The organism is Microbacterium sp. Leaf320 (assembly GCF_001423485.1).
Classification (GTDB): Bacteria; Actinomycetota; Actinomycetes; order Actinomycetales; family Microbacteriaceae; genus Microbacterium.
On sequence record NZ_LMOD01000001.1, the window covers coordinates 559,270 to 585,346 of the forward strand.

Sequence of the window (26,077 nt, forward strand, 5' to 3'; positions counted from 1 at the left end):
GATTCCTTCCGGGGTTGGGGTCAGTCGGCGCGCGGCGTGCGCGCAGAGGGTGCCGGCACGGCTGCAGAACTCTGCAGTCGTGCGGTGAGTTCGTGAAGCTCGGCGATCAGGCGGTGACGCTGGTCGTCGTCCTGCATTCCGGCGAGTGCGGCGATCGCAGTGTGGACCGGTGCGACCTCGGATCGAAGTGCTGTGCCTGCGTCAGTCAGGCCAACGGTGACGACCCGCTCATCGGCCGAGCTTCGCGCCCGTGCGACGTAGCCCGCCTGCTCGAGGCGGCGGACGAGGGGGGAGAGGGTGCCCGAGTCGAGCTGCATCGCCTCGCCGAGCGAGCCGACGGTCTGCTCGCCCTCCATCCAGAGGATCGCGAGCACCAGGTACTGGGGGTAGGTCAGGCCCCACGGTGCCAGCAGCGAGCGGTAGGCCTGCGTCGTCGCGCGTGCGGCGGAATACAGGGAGAAGCACACCATCTCATCGGTCACGGCCATCGCTACAGTATTGCACGCGATTAGATTGTGCACAATCTAATCGCGCAGGTGGTCCCTCTCGTTGAATCCGACCCTATTTCCCCCAGCCAGTCTCTTTGCTAGCTAAGCTAGTAGTCATGGAACGATACTTTCGGCTGCGGTGGGTGGGCCTGGTCTTCATCAGCATCGCGGTCTCGCTGATCATCGTCGATTCGACGATCGTCAATGTCGCGATCCCGGCGATCGTCGACGACCTGGGCATCACCTCGACCGAGGTCCAGTGGGTGCAGGAGGCCTACACGCTGGTCTTCGCCGCACTGCTTCTCGTGTTCGGCAGCCTCGCCGATAGATTCGGGCGCCGTCGGGTGATGCTCATCGGCGTGGCGGTCTTCGCGGCGTCGTCTGTGCTCGCGGCACTCGCCCCCGACGGCGGGATGCTGATCCTCGCCCGCCTCGCGCAGGGCGTGGGGGGAGCGATGATCCTGCCGACGACCCTGTCGATCATCAACGCCACGTTCCGCGGGCGCGAACGCGGCATCGCCTTCGCGGTGTGGGGCTCGACCATCGGCGGCATGGCCGCCGTCGGACCGCTCCTCGGCGGCTGGCTGACCACTGCGTTCTCGTGGCGGTGGGCCTTCGGGATCAACATCCCTCTCGGGATCATCATCGTCGTCGGCGTGCTTCTCACCGTGGCCGAATCGCGCAGTGATCGCACCTCCCGCATCGACGTCGTCGGGGCGCTCCTGTCGGTGGTCACGATGGGAAGCCTCGTGTTCGGTCTGATCGAGGGGCGCACGTACGGCTGGTGGCTCGTCGACCAGCGTCCCGAGATCGGAGACTGGACGTGGCCGCTGGACCTCTCGCCGATCCCGGTCGCCTTCGCGCTCGCCCTCGTGGCGCTGATCGCCTTCATCGCCTGGGGCGTGCACCGTGAGCGCCGCGGGAAGTCCACTCTGCTGGCGCTCAAGCTGTTCTCCATCCCCTCGTTCCGCAACGGCAACATCGCGGCGACCGTGGTCTCGCTCGGAGAGTTCGGCATCATCCTCGCGCTGCCCCTGTGGCTGCAGTTCGTGCTGGGGTTCGATGCGCTGCAGACGGGGCTGCTGCTGCTGGCGCTGGCCGGCGGGTCGTTCGTCGCCAGTGGCGCAGCCGGTGCGGCGAGCGGCAAGATCGCTCCTGTCTGGGTCGTGCGTGCCGGGCTGATCGCCGAGATCATCGGCGTCGCGGGTGTCGGCTTCGTCATCGCGCCCGATGCGTCTTGGGTGCCGCTCATTCCGTTCCTCTTCGTCTACGGACTCGGCGTGGGGCTCGCGACGGCTCAGCTGACCGGCGTGGTGCTCGCCGATGTGCCGGTCGCCGACAGCGGCACCGCATCCGGAACCCAGTCGACCTCTCGGCAGCTCGGTGCGGCGCTCGGAGTCGCCGTGCTCGGCACCGTGCTCTTCACGAGCACCGCGGGGATCCTTGCCTCCTCGCTCGACGACCGAGGGCTCTCGGCCGATCAGCGCGACCAGGTCGTGTCATCGGTCGTCGACAGCGCCGGTGCGGCGATCAGCGGACTCGAGGCGAACCCCGAGACCGCAGCCATCGCGGACGACGCCAAGGCCGCCTTCTCCGACGGCACGCGCTTCGCCGCGTGGACGGCCGCCGGCTTCCTGACGCTGGGTCTGCTCTCGACGATCTCCCTCGGGTCGGCCACCCGCTCCCGCTCTGATGAAGATGACGAGACGACATCCGAAGTCATCCCCGAGGCATCAGCGGGCGAGTGACGCCAGCTCTCCGCGAGTGCGGCATCCGGTCTTGCGCAGCAGATTCGACACATGGAACTTGACCGTGTTGTCGCTGATCCCGAGCGTCGATGCGATCTCGCGGTTCCGTGAGCCACCCACGATGAGGCGAAGGACCTCGCGCTCTCGGGTGGACAGCTCTGAGACATCGCCCAGGGGCTCGGGGGCTGCGGGCGGATCGAGGGGGAGGCGGATGTCGATCGCGGATCCCCACCCTTCGGTGGACGACACGGCCAGATCTCCGTTCAACGCGACGACGCTCTCGGCAGCCGGCCGAAGCGCGTCGTCGCGTACCGAGAGCTCGCCCCGCCCGTCGTCCCTGATGCCGATCAGCAGGTTCAGGCCGTCGCAGTCCCATTGGATGCGGACTCGACGGGCTGTGCCGTCGTCGACGATCGCGAGGACCGAGTTGCGGACGATCGCCCGAGCCGCGTGTGCGACCTCGCTCGGCAGTGCGCGTCCGGTCGTGGGCGGCTCGACGAACTGGAGGTCGAGGTCGCCGAACCGCTCCAGGGGGCGGAGATCCGACTGAAGCCGCGCGAAGGCGCCGACCACCGGTTCCAGCACGGCATCCAGGTGCTGATCGCTCGCGACGCGCAGCTGCACCAGCGCACTCGCGGCGGCCTCGATCGCGAGGTTCCGTGCCGCCCGATCATCGAGCCTGTCGGATCGCAGGATCGCGAGCAGTGATTCCAGGGTCACGGCATGTCGATCACCCAGTTCGGAGAGTGCTCGCGCGCCCTCCTGCTGCGCGCGTCGGAGTGCGGGGGAGTCGATCGTCGGAGTCGCGTCGATGATGGTCACCTACCCATCATGCCCCACCCATCCTTTCGGGTAGGGGAAACCATGCCATCGGGCGGGGGCGACGCCGGCGGCACGGGCGCACGATGGAGGAATGGACGTGATGGAGATCGGCCTCGGGCATTCCCTGGGGCTCGTGTCGAATGAGATCAGCACGGTGCTCGGATCGGTGATCCGCACCGACCCTGTCGCCCTCGGACGTGTGGCCGACCTGGTGGCCGAGGCGCCTCGGGTCTTCGTGCTCGGTGCGGGACGCTCCGGTCTCGCGCTGCAGATGACCGCCATGCGGCTGATGCACCTCGGGCTCGACGTCCACGTGGTGGGGGAGACGACGACGCCGGCGATCTCGCGGGACGACCTCCTTCTCGTCGCGAGCGGTTCGGGAACGACCTCGGGCATCGTGCGTGCGGCGGAGACCGCTGTGGGTGTCGGAGCCAAGGTCGCGACGATCACCACCGACGGGTCCTCACCGCTCGCCGCGCTGTCGGGGTCGGCGACCATCATCGTGCCGGCGGCGGGCAAGCTCGATCGCTCGGGTGCGGCCTCGGCCCAGTACGCAGGCAGCCTCTTCGAACAGGCCGTCGTGCTGATCGGCGATGCGCTGTTCCACGCTCTCTGGGCACGGAGCGGCCAGGACGCTGACGACCTCTGGCCTCGCCACTCGAACCTCGAATGACGGCGACGGCCGGGTCACCGCAGTGACCGGTCCACCGCAGTCACCACGTGCATGACCGCAGTAATGAAAGGAACATGATGAAGCTGCAATTCGCAATGGACACTCTCACGACGGAGGCCGCGCTCGCCCTTGCCGAGGCGGCTGCTCCGCACGTCGACATCCTCGAGCTCGGCACCCCGCTGATCAAGAGCGCGGGCCTCAGCGCGGTCACCGCGATCAAGCAGGCGCACCCCGACAAGATCGTCTTCGCCGATCTCAAGACCATGGATGCCGGCGAGCTCGAGGCCGACATCGCCTTCGCCGCCGGTGCAGACCTCGTGACCGTTCTCGGCACCGCGGGCGACAGCACCATCGCGGGTGCCGTCAAGGCAGCGAAGAAGCATGGCAAGGGGATCGTCGTCGACCTCATCGGAGTGAAGGACAAGCCCGCGCGGGCGAAGGAGGTCGTCGAACTGGGCGCCGAGTTCGTCGAGATGCATGCGGGCCTCGACGAGCAGGCCGAGGAGGGTTTCACCTTCGACACGCTGCTGCGTGACGGAGAGGCCTCGGGAGTGCCGTTCTCGGTCGCAGGAGGAGTGAACGCCGCCAGCATCGGCTCGGTGCAGAAGTCGGGCGCGCAGATCGCCGTCGCCGGAAGCGCGATCTACAGCGCGCCGGATGTCGGTGCCGCGGCAGCCGAGCTCCGCGCAGCCATCGGCTGACGCAGTTCGAACTCGTCTGACACTCGAATACGTGTGACAGAGGGGACCCCGCCCGAGTGGGCGGGGTCCTTCTTCGCGGTGAGATCGGTGCGGGAGCCGAACGCACGGCAGGGCCTCGCCCTGATCGGATGAAGTATCCGTCGCGGGGCGACCGCATCGGGTCGACACTGTGTGGATGATGACGAATCCCGCACCGCAGGATCTCCTCGACGTCGCACGATCGAGTACCGAACCACGAGAGCGTGCCCGTGAGGCGATCGGCCTGCAGATATCGATCGTCGCCTTCATCGTCACCGGCCTCGTCGCTCTGCCTGTCTTCGGCCTGCGATCGGCGCCGATCGCAGGGAGCGGGTCGGTCGGACAGTTTGCGGCGATAGCGTCGGCCGCGACGGCGATCGTCGTCTTCGTGCTGGGGTACGTCGTCGCCTCCGACCGCACCGCACCGAGACAGGCGCGGGTGCTCGTGATCCTCGACCTCGCGGCCGTCGCCTTCGCGCACGCCGTGATCGCCCTGCTCGGCTGGACGTTGGTCGCCACGATCATGGAGCAGGGGTTCGAGGGTGCGGTGGTCTTCCCGATCCCCGTGCTGCTGCTGGCGGCCGCCACTGCAGGTGTCACGGCCTACGTCGTGTACTTCTCCGCGACCCACATGGACCTTCAGCTGCTCGCGCTCGTGCTGGCCGTCTTCCTGGTGTTCGGAGTGGTCACGAGCATGCTCACCGCCAGCGACCCGCTGTGGTGGAAGGACAACCTGAGTGCCCTCGGAATGACGAACGATCTCTCGGCGCGAACCTTCAATCTCACGTTGATCGTGGCGGGCATCCTCGTGACCACGCTCGCGCGCACCGCGACGCGGGGCATTCCGACCCCGAACCCCCGCGGCGTGACGGGAGTGCGGACGAGCCTCGTCGTCGTCGGGATCTTCCTCGGCCTCGTCGGGGTGTTCCCGGTCGACGAGTTCTTCGCCCTGCACACCGGAGTCGCTTCGGGCATGGTCGTCGCCTTCGGCATCCTCGTGTTCATGCTGCGTCGATGGATCCCTGGGGTGTCGCGCACGTTCCTCATGCTCGGATTCGTGTTCATCCTCGTGATCGTGGCGCTCGCGGTCCTGTTCGCCGTCGGGTACTACACGCTCACAGCGGTGGAACTCGTGGCGGGAGTGCTGGTGTTCACCTGGATCATCCTGTTCATCCGCACCGCGGATGCGCTCACGCGCGACGCTGCGATGACGGGCGGAGCGGCGCTTTTCGCTCCTGCCGACGCCGGGACGGATGTGCGCGAATGAGTCCTTGTCCCGTTCCCGGTATATCAGTACGTTGAACGCATGGTCAGTCTCCCCCGCCTGACGAAATCCGGACCGGAAGTGAGGTTCCGCGCTCCGTCGCGGCAACCCGGCATCATAACGCGGCAGAGGGTGTCCTCCGTGATCAGCGCCTCGGTCGAGGCCAACCCCCTGACGGTCATCAGCGCACCGAGCGGGTTCGGCAAGACGATGGCCGTGGTGGAGTGGGCCGCCGCCCATGAGGGTGAGGTCGCCTGGCTCTCACTGAACTCCTACGACTCGGACCCGTCCCGCCTGGCCCAAGGTGTCGTCGACGCTCTGAATGTCTCGGCTGAACGATCGGGTCGCGCGCCGCTGTTTCCGCGCGACCTCGACGACCCCCTGCACACCTATCAGGAGATCTGTCGGGTGTTCGGCGATGCCGACGCGACCGTCCAGCTGGTCGTCGATGACTCGCATCGTGCAGGGGAGGACTGGCGGCGCGGTCTTCTGGGGATGCTCGCGGAGCAGGCGCCCGACCGACTGCGGATCGTTCTGGTCGGAACCACGCTGCTCGAGGTCACCTCCTCCCGTCAACGACTCATGAATCCGGAATCCTTCGTCGGCGCCGACGTGCTGCGGTTCTCCGAGCCGGAGGTGAGGGCTCTGCGGGCGAGGGAGTCGGGAGGCCTCGCCGCCGATGCGATTCTCGAGGAGACCCAGGGGTGGCCGATCGCGGTCCGGCTGATGATGATCGGCGGGACCCGCCCCGATTCCGATGCGTCGATCGCCTCGGCCTTCCTCGGCGACTACGTCCGAGAGCACGTGCTCGGGATGCTCCCTGCTGACATCGCCCGGTTCGTGCTCGACGCGAGCGTCTGCCCCGAACTCACCGGAGACCTCGCGACCGCGGTGACCCAGGACCCTCGGGCGCCCGAGCTGCTGGAGAGCTGCGTGCGACAGGGGCTGTTCCTCGACAAGTTCGAGGGACCGCACTGCCCGGTCTACCGGTGGCACGCGGCGTTCGCGCGGCAATGTGCGGAGATTCTGCGGGCGGATCCTGCGCGAGCGGCAGCCTGCCATCGCCGGGCGGCAGCGCATCTCGAGGCCTCCGACCCCATCTCCGCGATCGCGCACTCGGTCATGGCCGGAGACACCGACCGCGCGCGTCGCACGCTGATGGACCACTGGGTCGGACTCGTCGTCGGCGCAGGGGCCGCCGAGGTCGAGCGCGCGGCGACCGAGATGCTGCGTCATGCTCCGGACGACGCCGAGGTGCTCCTGGTGCGTGCGTGTGCGGGTGACGTCCTCGGCGACCACGTCGTCGCTCGAGAGCTTTTCCACCGCGCGGCCGCGGCGATCGAACGCTCCGACGGCGCGAGCCCCCGGACCGTCCTGCAGGTGGCCAGACTGTTCATCGCCGACGAGCGGGAGGAGCTCGCTCAGGCGAGCGCCGACGTGCGGGAGATGCTTCTCCGTGCGGATGCGACAGCGCTCAGCGATCGGGCGGCGATCAACTACCTCATGGGCTGGACCGAGATCAGGCATCGCACCGAACCGTCGATTCCCCTCGAGTACTTCGCGGCCGCAGCTCGCGAGGCGAGGAACTCGGGTGACCGGGAGCTGGCCAAACGATCGCTGGGACACCTCGCGTTCGGCCAGACCTGGGCAGGGCAGTTCACCGCGGCGCGGGCGTCGCTCGACGAGGTCGAGCGCGCAGAGGACGTGCGGCTGTCGTGGAGCACCTACGCGGGCGGGAGCGCCGCGGCCGCCGCCGGGTACGTCGCCTATTGGTCCGGCGACGTGGACGGAGCCATCCGAGACTTCGGCGCCATCCTGGCCAATGGTGCGTCGGACCGCTCGTTCACCAGTATCGCCCGCATGATGATCGCCTATTCGGCGGCGGAGACGGGAGACCCGGGGGCGTGCCGTAGGGCGGCCATCGGGATACAGGACATTCCGCTCGAGGTCGTGCATGGGCTCTCGTGGCCCACCTTCCGCGAATCCTCCATCGGTCTCCTCGAGGAGGCGGTGGGGAGGCAGGATCGAGCGCTGCGGATCGCGGGCAAATATCGGCAGTGTCCCGATCTTCCAGTCGTCTGCGTAGCGCTCGCCGGGATCTTCCGTCGGGCCGGGGAGTACGCGCCAGCGCTCGAGATGCTCCGGAGCCTCCGTAGCTTCTCGGAGGTCTCGTACGTCAAGGTGGCGACCCTCATCACCGCAGCGGTTCTGCGCCGCCACGCCGGCTACCACGACGCCGCGCACGAGGTCTGTGAGGCCGCGATCGCGGTCGCCTCCGCGGAGGGCATCCGCCTGCCGTTCGGCCCACGCGAGTCCGCGGTCCGGAAGCTGCTGCACGAGCACGTGCACTTCGGCACGCAGTATGAGGACTTCGTCGCACGGTGCCTGGTGGCCGAGACGCACGGATCTCGGGTCGGCTTGCTCTCGGATCGGGAAAGAGATGTCTATCAGCAGCTGCAGACGGGCCGCACGCTGCCGGAGATCGCCGATGTCCTGCGCCTGTCGATCAATACGGTGAAGACCCACCAGCGCTCGATCTACCGCAAGCTGGGTGTCTCGTCGCGACGTGAAGCGGTGCAGACGACTCTGTGAGGTTCCGGGTCAGCGCCGGTCGAGCGTGGATCCGAGCACCGTGTTCGCGACACTCGCGGGGACGAACTGCGTCGCGAGGATGATGTCGCCGTTGAACGTCAGCTCTGCGGAGAACTGCTCGGCCCAGGTCGGCTCGACCAGGATGAGCAGGGCGGACGACGACACGGGGAGCGCCGTGGCGAAATGGCGCACGTCGTCTTCGGAGACGATGCCCCGAGCGTGGAGCTCGAGCCCCGCGAGGGTGAACTCGTCGGAATCCACCTCGCGGAGGCTGAACTCGTGCGCCGTGGGCCGCCTGATGAGCAGCACGTCGAGGACGCGCACGGTGCCGGCCTCCACCTGACGCAGCAACGCCTCGAGAACGCTCGGGCGGAGATGGTCGGAGCCGAGTCTCACGACGAAGAACTCGACGTCTCCGAGAGCCCGCGTCACACCGACCATCTCGCCCATGTCATCAGCTGAGGGCTCGGGCCTTGATGGAGGCGAACTCCTCGTTCGTGATCGTTCCCGCGGCGAGGAGCTTCGAGGCCTTGTCGATCTCGTCGCTCGGGCTGTGCGACGCCACGCTGCGGATATACGAGTCGGCCGCGTGCCGCTGCTCCTGGTACGCAGATGCGCTTCTCTGGGCCATTCCCTGGCCACGAGCGATCAGATAGACGAGAGCCGTGAGGAAAGGCACGAAGATCAGGAAGATGATCCAGATCGCCTTGACCCAGCCGTTGACCGTGTGGTCGCGGAAGAGGTCGGCGACGATGTTGAAGAGCACCATGAGGTACGAGATGAACACGAATGCCCAGAAGAACCACCAGATGATGGCCCAGAAGCTGTCCCAGATCGACATCATCGACTCCTTTCGTTGAGGTACTGCGTACCGAGATCCTGACAGCGCCCACCGCTCCCTGTACCGCCACCTCACCCAGAGCGGGCGAGCCCCTGTCCGGTGGGATCTCGACATCGCTCGGCGCTGCGGTCACCCCGTTGGGGTGAGCGCACCGATCGCCGTCCTGTGCACCGGTGCGAGCATGAGTCTCACATCGCCCGCACCCGTGGCGACGGTCGAAGCGCTCGGTGTGAGTCACGCATCGGAATCCCCTCGAGAGAACGGCCACCTACATGAATGACTTCCGATTCGGGCCGGCGGAGTTCTATCTGGTCGGGTTCGAAGGAGACAGCCCGGACCCTGAGACCTTCCGCGCGCTGACCGAGCTCGTCAGCAGCGGCGTCGTCCGCCTGCTCGACTTCGTCGTCCTCACGAAGACGGAGGACGGCGAGGTGGAAATCCGCGAACTCGACGAGGACAGTGACATCCTCAGCCTCGGTGGCCTCGCTCCCATCGCCGCGGGGATCGCGGGTGAAGAGGATGTCGAGGACTTGGCCGAGCTCGTACCTCCAGGACATTCGGCGGCCATCGTCGTGCTCGAACTCTCGTTCGCACGCGAACTCGCGCAGCGGCTCGCTGCGGCGGGCGGCCAGGTGCTGCACAGCGAGCGCGTCCCGGCACCGGTCGTGAACGCCATGATGGACATCCTCGATCAGGAAGGTGAATGACATGCCATTCAGAAGGTTCGGCCGCCCCGGGTTGATCGGTCTCGCCGCCAGGACCGCCGTCGTCGCCGGCACCGCGACCGCCGTGCAAGGGGTCGCGATGCGACACAGGGAGCAGCAGGCGCAGGGGCAGTACGAGCAGGAGCAGTACGCGGCCGCGCAGCAGCAGGCGCAGATCGACGCGGCAGCGCAGAACGCCGCGACCCAGTATGTGCCGGGGGCAGCGCCCGCAGCCGGTGCCGACGACATGATCTCGAAGCTCCAGCAGCTGGCCTCGCTGAAGGCCTCCGGGGTGTTGTCGGAGGCGGAGTTCGTCGCCGCCAAGCAGAAGCTGCTGAGTTAGCGCGCGGAGGGCGGAGGAGACGCACATGGGTCGGGGCATCGGGCTGCTGCCACTCGCGCTCGGCATCCGGATGAGCGCTCTGTCCATCGGCAACGGGATCACCGCGTTCTCGTGAGCGTCGGCGATGTGAAGCGGAAGAGGGTGCGGACACATGGACTGGGTGATGATCGGCGGCTTCGCGTTGCTCGCCCTGGCGATCCTGATGGTGGTCGTCGGCATCATGACGGCGATCCTGATGCGCCGTCACCGGCGTCGATGAACGAGGAGGACGGCACATGACCGAACTGGACGACCTGAGGGCCCGGGTCCGCGCCCTCGAGCAGGAGAACACGAGCCTTCGTGCGCCGAGGAGGAGGTCGCGAGGCAGATCCGTCGTCGCGGGCATCGTGCTGGTGCTCGCGGTGCTGATCTCGCCGATCGCGGCGATGGGCACGTGGGCGCGGCTTCAGCTGGTGGATGCCGATCAGTTCGTCTCGACCTTCGCTCCGCTGGCCCAGGACCCGGACGTGCAGGACTTCGTCGCCGAGCAGGTCAGCGCGGCGATCCACGAGCAGGTCGACCTCACTGCGGTCGTCGGCGACGTCTTCGACGGACTGCGGGAACTCGACCTGCCACCACGCGCGGAGTCCGCCCTGACTCTGCTCGAGGTGCCGGCGGCCAGCGGGCTGGTCGGACTCGTCGACAGCGTCGTTCGCGATCTCGTGGCCTCCGACCAGTTCGCGACGATCTGGGCCGAGTCGCTCCGCTTCACGCACGAGAGGGCTGTCGCGATCATGCAGAACAGCCCGGACACCGCGCTGCAGCTCGCCGACGACGGTGTGCTGTCGGTCGACCTCGGAGTCGTGGTCGCCCGGGTGAAGGCCGAACTCGCAGAGCGGGGAGTCGGGTTCGCCGATCTCATCCCCGAGATCGACAGATCCATCCCGATCGCGCAGGCCGACGCGCTGGTGTTGGTGCGCACCATCTACCAGGTGGCGGTGAGCTCGGGATTCTGGCTTCCGTGGATCGTGCTCGGGTTCCTGGTCGTCGGTGTGCTGCTGGCACGCGACCGTCCGCGCGCGGTGCTCTGGACCAGTCTCGGTTTCGCTCTCGTGTTCCTCCTGTTCTCCGCCGGCCTCGGAATCGGTCGTGGATTCTTCATCGGCGCGGTGAGCCCGTCGATCATGACGGCTGCCGCGGCGCAGTCGATGTTCGACATGCTCACCGCGCTGCTGAGTTCGACGATCGCCGCTCTCGCGCTCGTCGGAGTCGTGGTCGCCGCCTGGGCATGGATCGCCGGATCGAGTCCGACCGCGCGCAAGATCCGTGGGGCGGCCGAGAGCGGCTTCGCGTCGATCCGGCGGGCGGGGGAGCGACGTGGCCTCTCGACCGGACGATTCGGCGCCGGCGTCGACAGGTTCCGGGGGCCCATCCTCGTCACGGGGATGCTCCTGGCAGTGCTGATCCTGATCGTGAACCGACCCGTCTCGTTCGGCATCATCATCGGGCTCGGCCTCGCGCTCCTGGGGCTCGTCCTTATCGTCGAGCTGGTTCGGCGACCACCGGGCGACAGCGACGATGAGAAGCCGGAGGCGGACTCGGTGCTGATCGGGGCTTCTGCAGAAGCGGCGCAGCCCCGGTCGGAGCCGGAGGGGATCACCGACGCGACGAGTTGACGAACGCACGAGGGCGTTCCGCACCGCGCCCGAGAGACAGCGAGAGGGACCATCCTTGCGGATGGTCCCTCTCGCGATGCGTGCGTGCCCCCGACTGGAATCGAACCAGCGACCTACGGTACCGGAAACCGGCGCTCTATCCACTGAGCTACGGAGGCGTACCGGTCGACAATATCACTGCTCGGGCGTGGTCTCCGACCCTCCGGCCTCGGTCACCGGCGCGTCGCCGAGTTCCGCGAGCGCCGCGGCGAGCTTCTCCGCCAGGTAACGGTGTCCGTCGGTGGACGGGTGCATGCGTCCGACCTCGACGTCGATCACGGACAGATAGTTCTGGTCGGTGATCCAGTCTTGGGCGATGGGGGAGATGTACCACCACCCTCGGGCTGCGGCGAGTTCTCCGAGATCGATATCGATCCGGGCGGTCTCTGCTCCGACGGGGAGCTCATGCGGTGCCGGGCCGAGAATGACGATCGTCGCGCCGGGGTACTTCGCGGACATCGCATCCCACGCTGCGGTCACGGCCTCGCGGTAACCGGCTTCGCCGTCACGCCGGTCGTTTATGGAACCCTGCATGATGATCAAATCGGGCGCGAGCGCGGGGTCCAGAGCGGCGATGCGCTCGCCGAAGGCGGGACCGTCGAGTCCGGGCCGCAGATACCCGCTGCCTCGAACTCCGTCGACGATCGTCTCGCCGTCGATCAATCCGGCGAGCACGTAGGCGTAGCCGAGCGTCGGCTCGGTCGCGGCAGATCCGTAGGTCCAGGAATCCCCGAACACAAGGACGGTCGGGTGCTCGGGGAGCAACAGTGGCACGGGGGCGATCGCGACTGCTTCGTCGGCGGCCGCAGCGGCGCCGGCAGGGGCGGAAGACGGCACCGGAACCCACGGACGCCACACGCCGAGGACGACCGCGGCGAGAGCCAGGATCACGGCGACGGCGAGGCCTGCGACGGGCAGGCGGTGGCGGACGGATGCGGCCTTCATGGCATGACTGTAGATCACGATCCGGCCCTCGCAAATTCGGGCGCGTGACGCGCCGTAAACTGGGAGGCCTATGAACCCTGAAACGCTCGCCTCAGCCATCCTCGCCGTCCTCGCACCGATCGCCGAGGAACGACGTCCGGGCGAGCCGCTCGCGCTCGCCGTATCCGACATCGTGCTCGACCGTCCGCGCAACCGCGACCACGGCGACTGGGCCTCGAACATCGCGATGCGTCTGGCGAAGCCGTTCGGCACCAACCCCCGCGAACTCGCACAGCAGATCGCCGACGGACTTGCGAAGGTCGACGGCATCGCGAGCACCGAGGTCGCAGGCCCCGGGTTCATCAACATCCGTCTCGACGCGGCGGCCGCCGGCGCGCTGGCGAAGCTGATCGTCGACGCGGGAGTCGAGTACGGCCACAACGACTCGCGCTCCGACGAGGTGATCAACCTCGAGTTCGTGTCGGCGAACCCGACAGGACCGATCCACCTCGGTGGCACCCGCTGGGCCGCGGTCGGTGATTCGCTCGCCCGCATGCTCGCCTCTCAGGGAGCGAAGGTCACCCGCGAGTACTACTTCAACGATCACGGCGGACAGATCGATCGCTTCGCACGCAGTCTGGTCGCCGCTCACCTGGGTGAGCCGACCCCCGAAGACGGCTACGGCGGCGGTTACATCCTCGACATCGCGAAGCGCGTCGAACTCGCCTACGACGGCGACCTGTCGACCCTGTCGCCGGAAGACCTGCAGGAGGCCTTCCGCGCGAACGGCGTGAACCTGATGTTCGACGAGATCAAGGCAAGCCTGCATGAGTTCGGCGTCGACTTCGACGTCTACTTCCATGAGAACGACCTGCATGAGTCGGGGGCTGTCGAGCGCGCCATCTCGCGGCTCCAGGAGCTCGGCCACATGTTCGAGGCCGATGGCGCGCTGTGGCTGCGCACGACGGAGTTCGGCGACGACAAGGATCGCGTGGTCGTGAAGTCCGACGGACAGCCGGCGTACATCTCCGGCGACCTGGCGTACTACCTCGACAAGCGCGAGCGCGGCTTCAACCGATGCATCATCATGCTGGGTGCCGATCATCACGGCTACGTGCAGCGCCTCATGGCGATGTGCGCGGCATTCGGTGACGAGCCCAACGTCAACCTGCAGATCCTCATCGGGCAGATGGTCAACCTGGTGCGCGACGGTCAGCCGATGCGCATGTCCAAGCGCGCGGGCACCGTGGTGACGCTCGAGGACCTCGTCGAGATCGTCGGCGTGGATGCGGCGCGCTACGCGCTGACCCGGAGCTCGACCGACTCCAACCTCGACATCGATCTCGACGTCCTGCAGAAGCGCACGAACGACAATCCGGTGTTCTACGTCCAGTACGCGCACGCCCGCACGCATAACGTGGGGCGCAACGCGGCCGATTCCGGTGTCGACCGCTCGGAGTTCGCTCCCGAGACGCTCACGCACGAGACGGAGGGCGCGCTGCTCGGTGCTCTGCAGGAGTTCCCGCGCATCGTCGCCTACGCCGCCGAGGTCCGCGAACCGCACCGTGTCGCGCGCTACCTCGAGGAGCTCGCCGGCCTGTATCACCGCTGGTACGACAACTGCCGCGTGATCCCCCAGGGCGACGACCCGATCGAGACCGTGCACCGCACGCGCCTGTGGCTCAACGATGCCGCGGGGCAGGTCTTCCGCAACGGTCTCGACCTCCTCGGCGTGTCCGCTCCCGAGCGGATGTGACTCGGCCGCCGTCCGCACCGTAGGGCAGGATGGCAGCATGAGCGACGACAACCACACCCTCCCTTACCCCGCCGCTGATTCCGAGCATCCGACGCTTGTGATCCCGGGGGAGAAGGATGCTGTCGCCGCCGCGCCCGCGAAGCGCAAGCGCAAGAGGTGGCCGTGGGTGCTGCTCATCATCGTGGTCGTGCTGGCACTGCTGGCCGTCGCAGCGGAGCTCGTGGTGCGTTCGGTCCTTCCCGGGATCGTGCGCGGAATCGTGATCGATCAGCTCGATCTGCCCGCCGACCAGGAGCTCGAGGTGCAGGCTGACGGCATCCTGATCCCGCAGCTGATCGGCGGAACGCTCGACACCCTTCATCTCTCGACGGATTCCGTGACATTGCAGGGGATCACCGGCGCGGTCGACGTCACCGCGACCGGGGTGCCGTTGCGTGGCGGCGACCTGAGCGGGGCGACCGGGACGATCCGGATCGACGAGTCGCAGTTCACCACTCTGCTCGCCGGCACCGATCTTCCCGTCGACACCGTGACGCTCGAGGCTCCGAACGCGACCGTCGCCGGAACGGTGAGCGTCCTCGGCATCGCGATCCCCGTCTCGCTCACGGTGACACCCGGAATCGCCGAGGGCGACCTGGAGCTGACCCCCGTGGGGCTCACGATCGGCGGCCTCGAGGTCGACGCGGATCAGGTCGGATCCTCTCTCGGATCCCTGGGTGATCGCCTCACCGAGACGCAGCGTGTGTGCATCGCCGACCAGCTCCCCGCCGGCATCACCCTGACGGGGCTCGAGATCGACGGCACGGAGGCTGTGATCGACGTGGATGTCGACGGTGCGATCGCGACCGACGCGAGTCTGCTCGACAAGGGTGTGTGCCCCCAGAGCTGAGGTCAGTCGGCGGTCGAGCCGGTACGGAACTCCTTCTCGGCCTTCTGCGCGGCGCGCAGCTCGTCGGTCGCGAGCGCGACCTCTGCCTCAGCGCGCTGTACGCGCCGCTGCGGGAACGTCGTCGCACCGAATCGGGCGTGCACGCGGTCATGACGCTCCTCCTCCGACGTGACGATGTACGCGCAGGAGATCAGGATCACCTGGGTCGACAGGTTGAGCCAGATCAGCAGGGCCAGCAGAGAGGCGAACGACGCGAGCAGCGGATTGCTCGTGGCGCCTCCGATGAAGAGACCCGACAGCTCCTGGAGCACGAGGAGTCCGATTCCACCCAGCAACGCGCCGGTCCACAGCGACCGCGCCGACGGACGCGTGCCCGAGAGCAGCCGGAAGACACCGGCGATCAGGGCGGTGTCGAGCGCGAGCACGACGACGAGCGACACGATGCGGATGCTCCAGGTAGCTGGGGCGGAATCGTCGGCGATGCCGAGCAGTCCGGCGATCCAGGTGATGCCGATGCGGCCGATGAAGGTGACCGCGGCTGCGGCCACGAATGCGAGGCCGATGCCGATCGCGAGCAGGAGGTTGCGCAGCATCACCCAGATGAAGAGGATGTCGGCCTGGGCCGTGCCCGCGAGGAGCCGCACGGCGGTGCGGAGGGAGCCGACGGCGGCGAGAGCCGAACCGGTGAGCGCGATGACCGAGATCGCACCGGCGATCGAGAGCGAGACCGGGGCCTCGAGGTCGGACGGGTCGATGATCCCGCCGTCGCCGATGAGACCGGGGACGACCGACTGCACCGCGGCGATGATCGCCTTCCATGCGTCTGGGTTGCCTGCGAGCCACAGCGCCGCAATCGAGAACCCGAGCAGGACGCCCGCGAACACGCTGAACAGTGCCCGGTACGTCACACTGTCGGCGAGCATCGGGCCTCGGCGCTCCGAGTACAGCAGGAAGGCGCGGACCGGCCGCCGTGTGAGCGCCCAGCGGATGGCGGCAGCGCTCACGCGCGCGATCAGGCCGGGACGGTCGGCGTCGGGTGCTGCGGAGTCGGTGCTCATGCCACCACCTTACGAGTGGCCGACAAGTGCTTTCAGGGGGTTGACGTCGGGCGTCACCATGACGGATGCGGCATGGAGGGTGCCCTAGAATCGGGGTCATCCTCGCAGTGCGCGTTCCCGCCCGAGACCCGTCCCACGATTGGTGTTCCTTGCTTTCCCCTGCCGATTCGCTCGCCCCGGAATGGCTCGTCGAGCCCGACGATGCGAACGATCTCCCGACCGCCGTGTGGCCTGCGTCCACGATCCGCGACTCCGACGGGGTCGTCCAGCTGGCCGGAATCGCCGCCACCGAACTCGCCCAGACCTACGGCACACCGCTCCTCGTGATCGATGAAGACGAGGTGCGCACCCGTGCACGGGCGTTCAGACTCGCCTTCGACGAGGCTGCTGCCGAGCACGGCACGACCGCTCAGGTCTACTACGCGGGCAAGGCGCTGCTGACCACGACGATCGCCCGGTGGGTGGTCGATGAGGGACTCCGCATCGACGTGTGCACCGGGGGAGAGCTCGCGGTCGCTCTCGCAGCAGGAGTCGCACCCGCATCGATGGGTTTCCACGGGAACAACAAGTCGGTCGCCGAGCTCGAACGCGCCGTCGAGGTGGGTGTCGGGACGATCATCGTCGACAGCGATATCGAGATCGAGCGGCTGGCGGCGATCACCGCTCGCACCGGCGCGACCCAGCGCGTGCTGGTTCGGGTCATCAGCGGCGTGCACGCCGAGACGCACGACTTCCTCGCGACCGCCCACGAAGACCAGAAGTTCGGTTTCCCGCTGCCCGAGGCGGAGCGGGCAGTCGCGCGCATCCGTGAGATCCCCGGCATCGACTTCGCGGGTCTGCACTGCCACATCGGCTCGCAGATCTTCGGCGTCGCCGGCTTCCGGGAATCCGCGTCCCGCGTGCTCGAACTCCATGCCGCACTCCTCGAGGGCGGACCCGTCCCGCAGCTCAATCTGGGCGGCGGCTTCGGCATCGCCTACACGAGCGTCGACGACCCGACGCCGATCGAGACGCTTGCAGGCGAGATCGTGACAGCGGTCGCCGAAGGCTGTGCGGCACGCGGTATCGCTGTTCCGGCGCTGTCGTTCGAACCCGGCCGAGCCATCGTCGGCACCGCCGGCGTGACGATCTACGAGGTCGGGACGACGAAGGACGTGGCACTGGAGTCAGGTGCCACCCGTCGGTACATCAGCGTCGACGGTGGCATGAGCGACAACGCCCGTCCTGCACTCTACGGAGCCCAGTTCTCGGCCCGGCTGGCCTCACGAGTCGGCGTGGGCGTTCCGCAGCTGAGCCGCGTCGTCGGCAAGCACTGCGAGTCGGGCGACATCGTCGTCGATCATGAGTTCCTCCCGGCCGACGTCACGCCCGGCGATCTCCTGGCGGTGCCGGCGACGGGTGCCTACTGCGCGCCTCTCGCGAGCAACTACAACCATGTTCCCCGCCCTCCGATCGTCGCCGTCCGCGACGGTCGGTCGACGATCATCGTCCGCGGCGAGACGATCGCCGACGTCCTCTCTCGGGATGCGGGCATCGAAGCGTCCCAGAACCACCGGTGAGCCGCGCGTCACACGATGCGGCAGCCGACGACACACGACTGATCCACCCTCCTAAGGAGTAGCAATGACGACTGAGTACCGACGACTTCGGGTGGCGCTTCTGGGCGCCGGCGCGGTCGGCTCCCAGGTGGCCGACCTGCTGCTGCGTCACGGCGACGAGCTCGCCGACCGCGCGGGAGCCTCGCTCGAACTGGCGGGCATCGCCGTGCGCAACCTCGACGCGCCCCGTGAGACGGACCTGCCCAAGGAGCTGTTCACGACCGACGCGGAGTCGCTGATCCTCGGCTCCGACATCGTGATCGAGCTGATCGGCGGCATCGAGCCGGCGCGCACGAGCATCCTGCAGGCGATCGGCTCCGGCGCAGACGTCGTCACCGCCAACAAGGCGCTGCTCGCCACGCACGGCCCCGAGCTGTTCGAGGCTGCCGACCGCGTCGGCGCCTCCGTCTACTACGAGGCCGCTGCCGCCGGTGCGATCCCGATCATCCGCCCGCTGCGCGACTCGCTCGCCGGCGACCGGGTCGTCCGCATCATGGGCATCGTGAACGGCACCACCAACTACATCCTCGACCGCATGGACACCGAGGGTGCCGACTTCGCCGACGTGCTCGCCGACGCCCAGCGACTCGGCTACGCGGAGGCCGACCCCACGGCCGACGTCGAGGGGTACGACGCCGCGCAGAAGGCTGCGATCCTCGCGAGCCTCGCCTTCCACACGGCTGTCCCGCTCGACGCCGTCTACCGCGAGGGCATCACCTCGATCACCGCATCGATGATCGACGAGGCTCGCGCGGCCGGATTCGTGATCAAGCTGCTCGCGGTCTGCGAGCGCATCGAGGCCAACGGCGCGGAGTCGATCTCGGTGCGCGTCTACCCGGCGCTCGTCCCGAAGACCCACCCGCTCGCGTCGGTACACGGTGCGAACAACGCGGTGTTCGTCGAGGCAGAGGCGGCAGGCTCGCTCATGTTCTACGGCGCAGGCGCGGGCGGTGTCCAGACGGCATCCGCCGTCCTCGGCGATGTCGTCTCGGCGGCCCGCCGCCACATCGCCGGCGGCGTCGGCGTGGGGGAGTCCACCAGGGCGAACCTGCCGGTCGTGCCGATCGGCCACGTCACCACGCGCTACCAGATCACTCTCGAGGTCTCAGACGCCCCCGGCGTCCTCGCGACCGTCGCCGGCATCCTGAGCGACGGCGACGTCTCGGTCGCCACGGTCGTCCAGACGGTCGAGGGCGAAGACGAGCCCACCGCCCGCCTCGTCATCGGCACGCACCGGGCCACCGATGCGGCTCTCAGCGCGACCGTCGACGCACTCGCCGACAGCTCGGTCGTCGAGCGCGTCGTTTCGGTGCTGCGTGTGGAAGGCGAATGACGGTGGCATCAGCGCGCACGGTCGAGGTGACCGTACCCGCCACCAGCGCGAACCTGGGCCCCGGCTTCGACACGCTCGGGCTCGCGCTGAGCGTCTACGACACCCTCATGGTCACGGAGTTGCCCGCCGGTGAGCTCGAGATCGAGGTGTCGGGTTCCGGCTCGGCCGAGATCCCGCGCGACGCATCGAACCTGATCGTCCGGACGATCGCGCATGTCTACGCCGACGTCGATCGTGCGCTTCCCGGGCTGCGGATCGTCGCGGAGAACGGCGTTCCGCACGGCCGAGGTCTCGGCTCCTCCGGAGCGGCGGTGGCCGCGGGCATCCTTGCGGCCAAGGGCCTGCTCGAGGGCGACGTCGAGATCAGCGACGCCGACATGCTGCGCCTCGCGACCGAGATCGAAGGGCACCCCGACAACGTGGCTCCCGCCCTCTTCGGCGGACTCACGATCGCGTGGATGGGCGAGCGGGGCGCGCAGCACAAGAAGCTGCTCGTGCACCGCGGTGTCTCCCCTCTCGTGCTCGTGCCGTCGTACACGATGTCGACCTCGAAGGCCCGTTCGCTCCAGCCGCCTCAGGTCTCGACCGCGGATGCCGTCTTCAACCTCTCGCGCTCGGCGCTGCTCATCGCGGCTCTCACCCAGAGCCCCGAGCTGCTGCTCGACGCGACGGCTGATCGCCTTCATCAGGACTACCGCGCCGAGGCGATGCCCGAGACGCAGCGTCTCGTTCAGGCTCTGCGCGCTGCAGGCTTCGCCGCTGTGGTGTCCGGCGCCGGACCCAGTGTGCTCGTGCTCGCCGACGGGCCCGGCAGCCGTCAGGACGCCGTGGAACTCGCCGAATCCACCACCGACACCCCGTGGGAAGCGCTGCTGCTCGCGGTCGACGTGCGTGGTGGTACAGTGGGGAATCGAGCGGAGGGCTCCACGTAACTGCGTGAATCTGGCCCCATTGCAACTCTGCAAGACCCGCACGCAAACCCCTGTGGCACTGCTCTCACCGAGAACTCGTTCTTTTCGAGAACCCAGTGCCGAGGCTGGCTGACGCCGAGCGTCAGCCCGTGCGACCGCGCGCAGCACCCGTTGTGCGCGTACCGCTCACGTCTCCGAGACCAAAGAGGGAGTACTCGTGGAGAATTTCTCCGAGACCCAGAACGACCAGGCGGCACCCGCCGCCGCTGCTCCGGCCAAGGCCGCGAGCTCCGACGCCGCGACCACCGCTGCGACCGAAGTGGCTCCGGCCCGCAAGCGTGCACCGCGCCGCGCGACCACCGCGACGGCGTCCGCCAAGGCGGAGAAGGCCGCGGCAGCCGATGCCGCCTCCGACAGCGCATCGGCGAAGTCCGAGGCGCCCGCGAAGTCCGAGGCGCCTGCGAAGTCCGAGGCGCCTGCTGCCGACGCTCCGGCCGCCGATGCCGCACCCAAGGCGAAGGCTCCTCGTCGAAGCCGCGCGAAGAAGGCCGACGCCGAGCCCGCAGCCGAGGCGCCCGCAGCCGAGTCGTCTGCTGCTCCGGCCGCTGACGCCGCTCCGGCCGCCGATGCGGCTCCTGCCGCCGACTCGTCCGACACGCCTGCGAAGACCACCGGTCGCGGCCGCCGCACCGCCAAGAAGCCGGCAGCCGACGCCGAGGCCCCGGCCGCCGAGAAGCCTGCCGAGTCCGCCCCGGCAGACTCCGCTCCCGCCGCCGATTCCTCCTCCGACTCCGCTGACGGCGGCGACGAGCAGGGTGGTCGCGGTCGCAACCGCAACCGCAGCCGCAACCGCGGACGCGGCCAGAACGGCAACGGCCAGGCCGGCGAGCAGCAGCAGGCGCAGCAGCAGCCGTCGCAGCAGCAGCAGCAGAACGCCTCCGATGACGAGGGCGGCAACGGCCGCAACCGTCAGCGCAACAAGCGCCGCGGCGGAGCGCCGACCGACGAGTTCGACACCGAGATCGGCGAGGACGACGTCCTGATCCCGATCGCCGGAATCCTCGACGTGCTCGACAACTACGCCTTCGTCCGCACGACCGGCTACCTCGCCGGCCCCAGCGACGTCTACGTCTCGCTCGGACAGGTCAAGAAGTACAACCTGCGCAAGGGCGACGCGATCGTCGGCTCGATCAAGCAGCCTCGCGAGGGCGAGCAGCAGGGCCGTCAGAAGTACAACGCCCTGGTCAAGGTCGACTCGATCAACGGCCTGTCCATCGACGACGCGGCCACCCGCGTCGAGTTCGGCAAGCTCACCCCGCTCTACCCGCAGGAGCGCCTGCGTCTCGAGACGGCACCTGAGAAGCTGACCCAGCGCATCATCGACCTCGTCGCGCCTGTCGGCAAGGGTCAGCGCGGTCTCATCGTCGCGCCGCCGAAGGCCGGCAAGACGATCGTCCTGCAGCAGATCGCCAACGCGATCGCCCAGAACAACCCCGAGGTCCACCTCATGGTCGTGCTCGTCGACGAGCGCCCCGAAGAGGTCACCGACATGGAGCGCACGGTCAAGGGCGAGGTCATCGCCTCGACCTTCGACCGACCGGCGGAGGACCACACCACTGTGGCTGAACTCGCGATCGAGCGCGCCAAGCGTCTCGTCGAGCTGGGCCGCGACGTCGTCGTGCTGCTCGACTCGATCACCCGCCTCGGTCGTGCGTACAACCTCGCGGCACCGGCATCCGGACGCGTGCTGTCGGGCGGCGTCGACGCGTCGGCGCTGTACCCGCCGAAGCGCTTCTTCGGTGCGGCTCGAAACATCGAGAACGGCGGATCCCTCACGATCCTCGCCACGGCTCTCGTCGAGACCGGCTCCAAGATGGACGAGGTCATCTTCGAGGAGTTCAAGGGCACCGGCAACAGCGAGCTGCGGCTTTCCCGTCAGCTCGCCGACAAGCGCATCTTCCCCGCGGTCGACGTCAACGCGTCGAGCACCCGCCGTGAAGAGATGCTGCTGTCGGCCGACGAGGTCAAGATCACCTGGAAGCTGCGTCGCGCTCTTGCGGGCCTCGACCAGCAGCAGGCTCTCGAGGTCGTCCTGGGCAAGCTCAAGGAGACCCACTCGAACGTCGAGTTCCTGGTGCAGATGCAGAAGTCGATTCCGACGCTCCCCTCGGGTGCGCACGGTCACGACAACAACATCCGCTGAGCGGAGCCGCTGTGTTCGAGTCCGTCCAGACTCTGATCGACGAGCATCGCCGGGTGCAGGAGGAACTCTCCGACCCGGCGGTGCACGCCGATGCTGCTCGAGCGAAGCGCGTCAATCGCCGCTACGCCGAGCTGTCCAGGATCGTCGCCGCCCACGAGGCCTGGGTGGCGGCATCCGACGATCTGGACGCGGCGCGCGAACTCGCCCGCGAGGACGATGCGTTCGCCGATGAGGTCCCCGGTCTCGAAGCGAGCGTTCAGGCCGCGCAGGAGAAGCTCCGGCGCCTGCTGATCCCGAGGGATCCGGATGACGCGCGCGACGTGATCATGGAGATCAAGGCGGGGGAGGGCGGCGCCGAGTCTGCACTGTTCGCCGCTGACCTGCTTCGCATGTACATCCAGTACGCGGCGTCGAAGGGGTGGAAGACCGAGCTCCTCGAGCGCAACGAATCCGATCTCGGCGGTTACAAGGACGTCCAGGTCGCGATCAAGGGATCGTCCACCGACCCTGCTCAGGGTGTCTGGGCCCATCTCAAGTACGAGGGCGGCGTGCACCGTGTGCAGCGCGTACCAGCGACCGAGTCGCAGGGCCGCATCCACACCTCGACCACCGGTGTTCTGGTGTTCCCCGAGGTGGATGAGCCCGACGAGATCGCGATCAATCAGAACGATCTCAAGATCGACGTCTTCCGCTCGTCGGGCCCCGGCGGCCAATCGGTGAACACGACCGACTCTGCCGTGCGCATCACGCACCTTCCCAGCGGCATCGTCGTGTCGATGCAGAACGAGAAGTCGCAGCTGCAGAACCGCGAGGCCGCGATGCGCGTGCTGCGTGCACGACTGCTGGCGAAGCAGCAGGAGGAGCTGGATGCCGCGGCATCCGACGCGCGCAAGTCGCAGATCCGCGGCATGGACCGCTCCGAACGCATCCGCACGTACAACTTCCCCGAGAACCGCATCGCCGACCACCGCACCGGATTCAAGGCCTACAACCTCGATCAGGTGATGGACGGCGCGCTCGAGCCGATCATCGAGAGCGCGATCCAGGCCGACGAAGAGGCGCGTCTCGCCGCCGTCGGCTCGGAGTCCTGACCGGGCTCCTGACCGGCGTTCCGCCCGGAGTCGGACGGGCGGCCTGCTCCGCCTCCGGCCCTCGGATCTCTCTCGCGTCCTCAGATCCGCGCCGCGTAACGATGCTCGGGTCGCCCGGTGGCGCCGTATCGCAGGCTCACCTCGACCACGGTCCGCGCAGCGAGCGCGGCGAGATGGCGCTGCGCCGTGGCGCGGGATATTCCGACGCGCTCTCCGACCTCCGCCGCTGACGCCTCTCCGTCGCCGAGCGCGGCGAGCACCAGCTGCTCGGTGGCCGACCGCGAGACCGAGACGGGCTCTCCCGAGCCGTGCAGGATCGCCAGCGCCCGATCGACGTCCTCCTGCCGCAGAGGACGGTCTCCGGCGAGGAGGTTGCGATAGCGCGCGTACCGGTCGAGAAGTCCGGTGAGTGCGCGTCGATCGAACGGCTTGAGCAGGTACCCCACGGCGCCCGATCTCAGTGCGCGGCGTACTGTCGGGGTGTCGTCTGCCGCTGAGATGAGGATGGCATCGACCCCGGCATCCTGCACGAGTGCGATACCGTCTCCATCCGGCAGGAAGACGTCGGCCAACAGCAGATCGGGACGAGAGGAGCGCATGCTGTCCCGTGCTTCGGCGATCGATCGTACGGGCTCGAGAGCGGTGAAACCGGGTTGCTCGTCGATGATTCCCCGATGCAGCTGTCCGACACGGAAGTCGTCGTCGAGGATGAGGACGCGCATGGGATCTGTCATGAGTTCTCCTTCTGGGCTGTCGCGACGGGGGAGACGGCACCACTGAGGCGCGCGGCGAACACGGCGCCGTGCTGCTCTCCTCCGGGGTCGATGATCCAGAGCTCCCCGCCGCTCCGCCGTGCGATCTCGCGGGCCAGCGGAAGTCCGATGCCGTGACCGTGCACCCGGTCGTCCGCGGCATCGGCTGAAGGTCGTGGCGACAGGGGATCGACGCCTCCGAGACCCGCTCCCGAGTCCGCGACCGTGACCACGAGTGCATCGCCGTCACCGAGCACGGCGACCTCGACCCAGCGGGGAGACCGCTCGCCCGCGACGGCGGCGGTCACGGCGTTGTCGACCAGATTGCCCAGCACGGCCGCGACGTCCTCCGGTGCTGCCACGCTGCCGATCAGCTGCGTCTCGTCTGCGATGCGGAGCGCGACGCCGCGCTCGCCCGCCTCGACTCCCTTGGCGCCGAGGAACGAATGCAGGAAGGAGTCGCCCAGCAGGTCGAGTCCGGCGACGGGGAAGGCAACGGAGCCGCGCTCGACCAGCTCACCGAGGAAGGCCCGGGCATCATCGACCCGCTCCGCGTCGATGAGCCCTGCGGCGACGTGCATGCGGTTGGCGAACTCGTGCCGCTGCACGCGCAGCGCGGCGGTCATGGTGCGCACCGTCTCCAGCCGCTCGGTCAGAGCGATGAGGTCGGTGCGATCGCGGACGATCAGCACATCGCCCAGGGCCCGTCCGTCACGCACGACGGGTCTCGAGTCGAGGTAGAGCACGCGGTCGTCGACGACGGCGCTGGATCGTGCTCGGTCACCCGTCACGGTCTCGAGCACGGCAGCAGGGAGTCCGAGGTCGGCGAACGGGCGGCCGACGGGGGCGTCGAGCCCCAGCATCCGATCTGCGGCGTCGTTGCTCACCCTGACGATCCCGGTGGCATCGACCGCCAGCACGCCGTCGTCGACGCCGTTCAGGACCGCCGTCTGGTTCTGCACGAGCGCGACGAGCTCCTCCGGCTGGACGCCGAGGGTGAGGCGTTCCCAGCGCCGGCGGAGGAGGAGGAATGCGAGGACGGCCAGTGCGAGTGCGCCGAGCGCGGTGACGCCGATCACGGCGAGCAGCGGGGGCAGGTCGTCGAAGACCCCTGTCCGTTCGAAGCCGACGCTGATCTCGCCCACGGGAATCCCTGCGTCGTCGCGGACTGGGACCTTCGCACGCGCGGACTCGCCGAGCGTGCCGGTCTGCCAATCGACGACCTCATTGCCTTCGAGGACCTCTTCGAACGGCGTGCTGACGACTTCGCCGATGCGCGAGCTGATCGGATGGGCGAGGCGGATGCCGTCCTCATCGGTGATCACGACGAACAGTGCATCGGTGCGGGCCGACACGCCCATCGCGATGCGCTGCAGGTCTCCGTCTCTGAGCGACTCGGCATCCGGTGCGTCGTTCGCTGCGGAGATGAGCGCGACCTCTGCCCGGACCTGCGGATCCTCCGCCAGCGTCCTGGCGATGCCGAGAGCGGTCGACTCGGCCTCGGCGCGCAGCTGCTGGACGGCGACAGCGAGGTACACGCCCGTGCACAGCGCGACCACGAGCGCGATGGTGGCGAGGTGCAGCAGGAGCGTGCGCGTGGCGAACCGCGGCCTGATCGTCGTATTTCTCGACACGGCTCTCCCTTCGCGCAATATGCGCAGAACCCACGCTACG

23 protein-coding genes and 1 tRNA gene are annotated in these 26,077 nt (G+C 68.3%); 15 read left to right on the top strand and 9 right to left on the bottom strand.

Translation table 11 applies throughout. The features are described from left to right. Nucleotides 1-20 precede the first annotated feature (20 nt). Nucleotides 21-488, bottom strand: coding sequence for a MarR family winged helix-turn-helix transcriptional regulator (locus ASF63_RS02600; protein WP_200933956.1), 468 nt, complete (start codon nt 486-488; stop codon nt 21-23). Between the two features lie 116 nt (nt 489-604). Between ASF63_RS02600 and ASF63_RS02605 the strand changes: the two genes are divergently transcribed. Continuing rightward, nucleotides 605-2,236 (top strand): MFS transporter, encoded by a 1,632-nt coding sequence (locus tag ASF63_RS02605; RefSeq protein ID WP_056509193.1) that lies wholly within the window; start codon nt 605-607, stop codon nt 2,234-2,236. On the opposite strand, the gene ASF63_RS02610 is transcribed toward ASF63_RS02605, so the two are convergent. Further along, complete coding sequence (locus ASF63_RS02610) at nt 2,222-3,058, bottom strand: helix-turn-helix transcriptional regulator (protein WP_235560671.1); 837 nt, start codon at nt 3,056-3,058, stop codon at nt 2,222-2,224. The genes ASF63_RS02605 and ASF63_RS02610 overlap by 15 nt on opposite strands. Nucleotides 3,059-3,149: 91 nt before the next feature. On the opposite strand from ASF63_RS02610, the gene hxlB reads away from it, so the two are divergent. From hxlB to ASF63_RS02630, 4 genes are all read left to right on the top strand, one after another. After that, complete coding sequence (hxlB, locus tag ASF63_RS02615) at nt 3,150-3,731, top strand: 6-phospho-3-hexuloisomerase (protein ID WP_056509194.1); 582 nt, start codon at nt 3,150-3,152, stop codon at nt 3,729-3,731. 77 nt (nt 3,732-3,808) lie between these two features. Next, nucleotides 3,809-4,432, top strand: a complete 624-nt coding sequence (gene hxlA, locus ASF63_RS02620) for a 3-hexulose-6-phosphate synthase (protein ID WP_056510173.1) — start codon at nt 3,809-3,811, stop codon at nt 4,430-4,432. 175 nt (nt 4,433-4,607) lie between these two features. Then, on the top strand, nt 4,608-5,717 hold the full coding sequence (locus ASF63_RS02625; protein WP_157534213.1) for a DUF998 domain-containing protein: 1,110 nt from the start codon (nt 4,608-4,610) through the stop codon (nt 5,715-5,717). Between the two features lie 138 nt (nt 5,718-5,855). Continuing rightward, nucleotides 5,856-8,306, top strand: a complete 2,451-nt coding sequence (locus ASF63_RS02630; RefSeq protein ID WP_235560672.1) for a LuxR C-terminal-related transcriptional regulator — start codon at nt 5,856-5,858, stop codon at nt 8,304-8,306. Nucleotides 8,307-8,315: 9 nt separating this feature from the next. Here ASF63_RS02630 and ASF63_RS02635 read toward each other — a convergent pair whose 3' ends face one another. Together ASF63_RS02635 and ASF63_RS02640 are read right to left on the bottom strand one after the other, a co-directional pair. Next, on the bottom strand, nt 8,316-8,756 hold the full coding sequence (locus ASF63_RS02635; protein ID WP_056509204.1) for a DUF6325 family protein: 441 nt from the start codon (nt 8,754-8,756) through the stop codon (nt 8,316-8,318). Between the two features lie 4 nt (nt 8,757-8,760). Next, nucleotides 8,761-9,147, bottom strand: coding sequence for a PLDc N-terminal domain-containing protein (locus ASF63_RS02640; RefSeq protein ID WP_056509207.1), 387 nt, complete (start codon nt 9,145-9,147; stop codon nt 8,761-8,763). Nucleotides 9,148-9,419: 272 nt separating this feature from the next. Between ASF63_RS02640 and ASF63_RS02645 the strand changes: the two genes are divergently transcribed. From ASF63_RS02645 to ASF63_RS02655, 3 genes are all read left to right on the top strand, one after another. After that, nucleotides 9,420-9,854, top strand: coding sequence for a DUF6325 family protein (locus ASF63_RS02645; RefSeq protein WP_056509210.1), 435 nt, complete (start codon nt 9,420-9,422; stop codon nt 9,852-9,854). Nucleotide 9,855: 1 nt separating this feature from the next. Continuing rightward, the gene (locus ASF63_RS02650) at nt 9,856-10,194 is read left to right on the top strand and encodes an SHOCT domain-containing protein (RefSeq protein ID WP_056509213.1); all 339 of its coding nucleotides are present in this window, start codon (nt 9,856-9,858) and stop codon (nt 10,192-10,194) included. A gap of 275 nt (nt 10,195-10,469) precedes the next feature. Next, nucleotides 10,470-11,849 (top strand): hypothetical protein, encoded by a 1,380-nt coding sequence (locus ASF63_RS02655; RefSeq protein WP_235560673.1) that lies wholly within the window; start codon nt 10,470-10,472, stop codon nt 11,847-11,849. 85 nt (nt 11,850-11,934) lie between these two features. Here the strand turns inward: ASF63_RS02655 and ASF63_RS02660 are convergent. Further along, nucleotides 11,935-12,007, bottom strand: a tRNA-Arg gene (locus tag ASF63_RS02660). Between the two features lie 16 nt (nt 12,008-12,023). After that, entirely contained in the window at nt 12,024-12,833 is an 810-nt protein-coding gene (locus ASF63_RS02665; protein WP_056509217.1) for an SGNH/GDSL hydrolase family protein, read from the bottom strand. Nucleotides 12,834-12,903: 70 nt separating this feature from the next. On the opposite strand from ASF63_RS02665, the gene argS reads away from it, so the two are divergent. Together argS and ASF63_RS02675 are read left to right on the top strand one after the other, a co-directional pair. Further along, nucleotides 12,904-14,568 carry an arginine--tRNA ligase gene (argS, locus tag ASF63_RS02670; RefSeq protein WP_056509220.1) on the top strand — a complete coding sequence of 555 codons (1,665 nt, stop codon included), beginning with the start codon at nt 12,904-12,906 and terminating at the stop codon, nt 14,566-14,568. 37 nt (nt 14,569-14,605) lie between these two features. Further along, nucleotides 14,606-15,457 (top strand): DUF2993 domain-containing protein, encoded by an 852-nt coding sequence (locus ASF63_RS02675; RefSeq protein WP_056509222.1) that lies wholly within the window; start codon nt 14,606-14,608, stop codon nt 15,455-15,457. 2 nt (nt 15,458-15,459) lie between these two features. Here the strand turns inward: ASF63_RS02675 and ASF63_RS02680 are convergent, their stop codons facing one another. After that, a complete protein-coding gene (locus ASF63_RS02680) occupies nt 15,460-16,515 on the bottom strand; it encodes a YhjD/YihY/BrkB family envelope integrity protein (RefSeq protein ID WP_056509225.1) in 1,056 nt (351 codons plus the stop codon). Between the two features lie 149 nt (nt 16,516-16,664). Here ASF63_RS02680 and lysA point away from each other — a divergent pair, with 149 nt between their 5' ends. From lysA to prfA, 5 genes are all read left to right on the top strand, one after another. Beyond that, nucleotides 16,665-18,074, top strand: coding sequence for a diaminopimelate decarboxylase (gene lysA, locus ASF63_RS02685; protein ID WP_056509226.1), 1,410 nt, complete (start codon nt 16,665-16,667; stop codon nt 18,072-18,074). 64 nt (nt 18,075-18,138) lie between these two features. Further along, entirely contained in the window at nt 18,139-19,446 is a 1,308-nt protein-coding gene (locus ASF63_RS02690; RefSeq protein ID WP_056308286.1) for a homoserine dehydrogenase, read from the top strand. Beyond that, a complete protein-coding gene (thrB, locus tag ASF63_RS02695; protein WP_056509229.1) occupies nt 19,443-20,378 on the top strand; it encodes a homoserine kinase in 936 nt (311 codons plus the stop codon). The genes ASF63_RS02690 and thrB overlap by 4 nt, the downstream gene beginning before the upstream one ends. A gap of 196 nt (nt 20,379-20,574) precedes the next feature. Further along, complete coding sequence (rho, locus tag ASF63_RS02700; protein ID WP_056509232.1) at nt 20,575-22,560, top strand: transcription termination factor Rho; 1,986 nt, start codon at nt 20,575-20,577, stop codon at nt 22,558-22,560. Between the two features lie 11 nt (nt 22,561-22,571). Next, nucleotides 22,572-23,651 (top strand): peptide chain release factor 1, encoded by a 1,080-nt coding sequence (gene prfA / locus ASF63_RS02705; protein ID WP_056509235.1) that lies wholly within the window; start codon nt 22,572-22,574, stop codon nt 23,649-23,651. A gap of 80 nt (nt 23,652-23,731) precedes the next feature. Here the strand turns inward: prfA and ASF63_RS02710 are convergent, their stop codons facing one another. Then, complete coding sequence (locus ASF63_RS02710) at nt 23,732-24,385, bottom strand: response regulator (protein ID WP_056509237.1); 654 nt, start codon at nt 24,383-24,385, stop codon at nt 23,732-23,734. Continuing rightward, complete coding sequence (locus tag ASF63_RS02715; protein ID WP_082477789.1) at nt 24,382-26,037, bottom strand: sensor histidine kinase; 1,656 nt, start codon at nt 26,035-26,037, stop codon at nt 24,382-24,384. The genes ASF63_RS02710 and ASF63_RS02715 overlap by 4 nt, the downstream gene beginning before the upstream one ends. Between the last annotated feature and the right edge of the window lie 40 nt (nt 26,038-26,077).